Consider the following 3,009-nt stretch of genomic DNA (forward strand, 5'->3'; position numbering starts at 1 on the left):
GGGATGGCCGTCCCGCCCGGACGATGGCGCCCGAGGAGGCCGGCTATGCGTTCTCGCCGCTCAGCCGGCCGGGCGATGCCGGCGCCGCGAATGTCTTCATCGTCGACCTGCCGATGGCGGCGGTCCGGGATTCCGAACACCACCATGGCGGCGAAGAGATGATCTTCGTGGTGGACGGGTCGGTGGAAGTCGATGCCGCCGGCCAGGTGACCGTGCTGGCGAAAGGGGACTTCCTGCAGTTCTCCGGCCTGTTGAAGCACCGGCTGCGGGGGCGCGATGCGGTCAACCAGGTCCTCATCATGGTCTCCGCCCCCTAAGCGCGGGTGTCGCTCAGAGGCCGTTTGGAAATGCGCTGGCGAGAGTCGAATGGCGGTGGTTTCGAGAACCGGCGCGCAGCGGACGTTTGGGTCCGTGAGCACCGGAAGCGGAGAAACCGCCGTCAGGCGGCCGCGCCAGTAGCATTACCAAACGGGCTCAAGTCTGGCTTACCACCTTGACGAAGCGCACCGGCCCGCTTTCGGCGCGGTAGGCGTAAGCGCGGTCGCTGGCCAGGCGCAGCGCGTGGCCGGCGGGAACGGCGTGGACGGCGCCGTCGACCTCCAGCACCAGCACGCCCTCCAGCACCTGGATCAGTTCGATCGTGCCGGCCGGGTCGGGTGCGGCGTCGTAGCGGGCGCCGGCCGCCAGCGCCCAATCCCACAGCTCGGCCTTGCCGCCGGAGGCGAGCAGCCGGGCGCTGCCCGCCGGCGATTGCCACACCGTGGCGAAATCCTGCGGCGGGATCACCCGGGCCGCCGCCTCCTCGCCGCTGCCGACCAGGGCGCCGAGGCTGATGCCCAGACCGGTCGCGATCTCCGCCAGCGTGGCGATGCTCGGGTTCGTCTCCGCCTTTTCGATCAGCGCCAGCATGCGCAGCGACACGCCGCTGCGCTCGGCCAGCGCCGCCTGGCTCAGGCCGCGCGCCTGGCGCTCCTGGCGCAACCGCTGGGCGATCCGGTCCAGCACCTCTCGCGACGATGTCATCGCCGGGCCTCGCTTTCACATCTTGTTGCCGATTGAGATGTAATATATTGCATATGGGATTGCGATCGATTTCCGGGGATGCGGCGATGACCTTCCAGCCTTTCGCGCTCGAGCAGTGGCAGTCGGAGTGGGAACACACGGTCGAGATCAACCTTGCCGACAGCTCGGTGCGCTGCGCCACGCTGCGCGAGGTGCTGGGCGCCGGCGCGGTCGACCGGCTGCTGGACCAGGTGCTGTTCTACCCCCAGGTCAACGGCACCGACGCGCTGCGGACCCGGATCGCCAGCCTCTATGCCGGCGCGCAGGCCGACCAGGTGCTGGTGACGACGGGCGCGTCCGAGGCCAACCAGATCCTGTGCCAGGCGCTGCTGTCGCCGGGCGACGAGATCGTGGTGATGGAGCCGGGCTACCGTCAGGTCTGGGGCATCGCCCGCAACCTCGGCTGCACCGTGAAAAGCTTCCCGCTACTGCCCGACCAGGGCTGGCGGCCGGATCTCGACGCGCTGGAGGCGGCGGTCGGCCCGCGCACCCGGATGATCGCCATCGTCAACCCGAACAACCCGACCGGCAGCATCCTGACGGCGGAGGAGGCGGCGCGGATCACCGCCATCGCCGCCAAATCAGGCGCCTGGCTGCATGTCGACGAGGTCTATCGCGGCACCGAACGCCTGACCGATGTGGAGACGCCGAGCTTCTGGGGCGGCTATGAGCGGGTGGTGGTGGTCGGCAGCCTGTCCAAGGCCTATGGCCTGGCCGGCCTGCGCATCGGCTGGCTGGTCGGGCCGAAGGATCTGGTCGAGGACGCGTGGCGCCGGCACGAATATGTCGTCATCGCCGCGGCCGGCCCGTCGATGCTGCTGGCCGAGATGGCGCTGAAGCCGGAAACCCGCGCCCGGCTGGTCGGCCGGCAGCGGGAATTGTCGCGCAGCGGCTGGGCCGGGCTGGAGCGCTGGCTGTCGGCCAATCCGGACCTGGTTTCGGCGGTGCCGCCGGCGGCCACGGCGCTCGGCTTCGTCCGCTATCACCTCGACCTGGACTCGGTCGCGGTCGCCGATGCCATCCGCCGCCGCACCTCGGTGCTGGTGGCGCCGGGCGTCTATCTCGGCGCCGAGCATCATTTGCGCATCACCCATGGCTATGAGCACGCCCCGGCCGCACTGGACCGCATCTCCACCGTGCTGCGGGAGTTGAAGGCCGGGCGCTGACGCTGAGACAGGCACGGCAGCCTCCTCCAACTGTCATGCCCGGACTTGATCCGGGCATCCAGAGACTGTCGACATCTTCTGGATTGCCGGGTCAAGCCCGGCAATGACAGTGGGGGAAGGGGAGGCAAAGGGCGGCCATCCCGCCCCTTCACCATCGTCCCGGCGATACCCGCCATGACGGTGACGCCGGTTCGGCCGGGCCCCGGAATGTGATAAGTCATCCCGACCGATCGATCTTTCCGAGGGCAGGGCGATGCCGGCAACCGTGTTCATCGATGGCGAGGCTGGGACCACGGGGCTGCAGATCCGCGACCGCATGGCCAAGCGCAGCGATGTCGAGATCGTCAGCCTGCCCGATGCCGAGCGCAAGGACCCGGTGGCGCGCCGCCGGCTGCTCAACGCCGTCGACGCCGTGATCCTGTGCCTGCCGGACGATGCGGCGCGCGAGGCGGTGGCGATGGTCGAAAACCCCGATGTGCGGGTGATCGACGCCTCGACCGCCTATCGCACCGCCGAGGGCTGGACCTATGGCTTCCCCGAGCTGGCGCCCGGCCAGGCCGAAGCGATCGCCGGGTCGAAGCGCATCTCCAACCCCGGCTGCTATGCGACCGGCGCCATTGCGTTGCTGCGGCCACTGGTGGATCGCGGCCTGGTGCCGCGAGACCATCCGATCACTGTCAACGCCGTCAGCGGATTCAGCGGCGGCGGTAAGACCCTGATCGCGCGCTATGAGGGTTCAGATTCGGCAACGCCATTCTTCCTTTACGGCCTCGCTCTGAAC

Annotated in this window: 4 protein-coding genes; 3 read left to right on the top strand and 1 reads right to left on the bottom strand. The window is 69.2% G+C overall.

The annotated features are described in order from the left end of the window. A partial coding sequence (locus AC3XYG_RS28685) for a cupin domain-containing protein (protein WP_489143291.1) occupies positions 1 to 317 on the top strand: 317 nt, incomplete at its 5' end. 157 nt (positions 318 to 474) lie between these two features. Here AC3XYG_RS28685 and AC3XYG_RS28690 read toward each other — a convergent pair. After that, positions 475 to 1,023, bottom strand: coding sequence for a helix-turn-helix domain-containing protein (locus AC3XYG_RS28690; protein ID WP_489143292.1), 549 nt, complete (start codon positions 1,021 to 1,023; stop codon positions 475 to 477). A gap of 86 nt (positions 1,024 to 1,109) precedes the next feature. On the opposite strand from AC3XYG_RS28690, the gene AC3XYG_RS28695 reads away from it, so the two are divergent. Both AC3XYG_RS28695 and argC read left to right on the top strand, forming a co-directional pair. Further along, the gene (locus AC3XYG_RS28695) at positions 1,110 to 2,228 is read left to right on the top strand and encodes an aminotransferase class I/II-fold pyridoxal phosphate-dependent enzyme (RefSeq protein WP_489143293.1); all 1,119 of its coding nucleotides are present in this window, start codon (positions 1,110 to 1,112) and stop codon (positions 2,226 to 2,228) included. A 253-nt stretch (positions 2,229 to 2,481) separates the two neighbouring features. Then, positions 2,482 to 3,009 (top strand): N-acetyl-gamma-glutamyl-phosphate reductase (gene argC / locus AC3XYG_RS28700; protein WP_489143294.1); only part of this gene is annotated, 528 nt, incomplete at its 3' end.

It is taken from the genome of Inquilinus sp., from assembly GCF_057815775.1.

Bases quoted from the DNA above. Each gene is read 5' to 3' on its own strand.
- AC3XYG_RS28690 (WP_489143292.1), bottom strand. From the start codon at position 1,023: ATGACATCGTCGCGAGAGGTGCTGGACCGGATCGCCCAGCGGTTGCGC.
- AC3XYG_RS28695 (WP_489143293.1), top strand. From the start codon at position 1,110: ATGACCTTCCAGCCTTTCGCGCTCGAGCAGTGGCAGTCGGAGTGGGAA.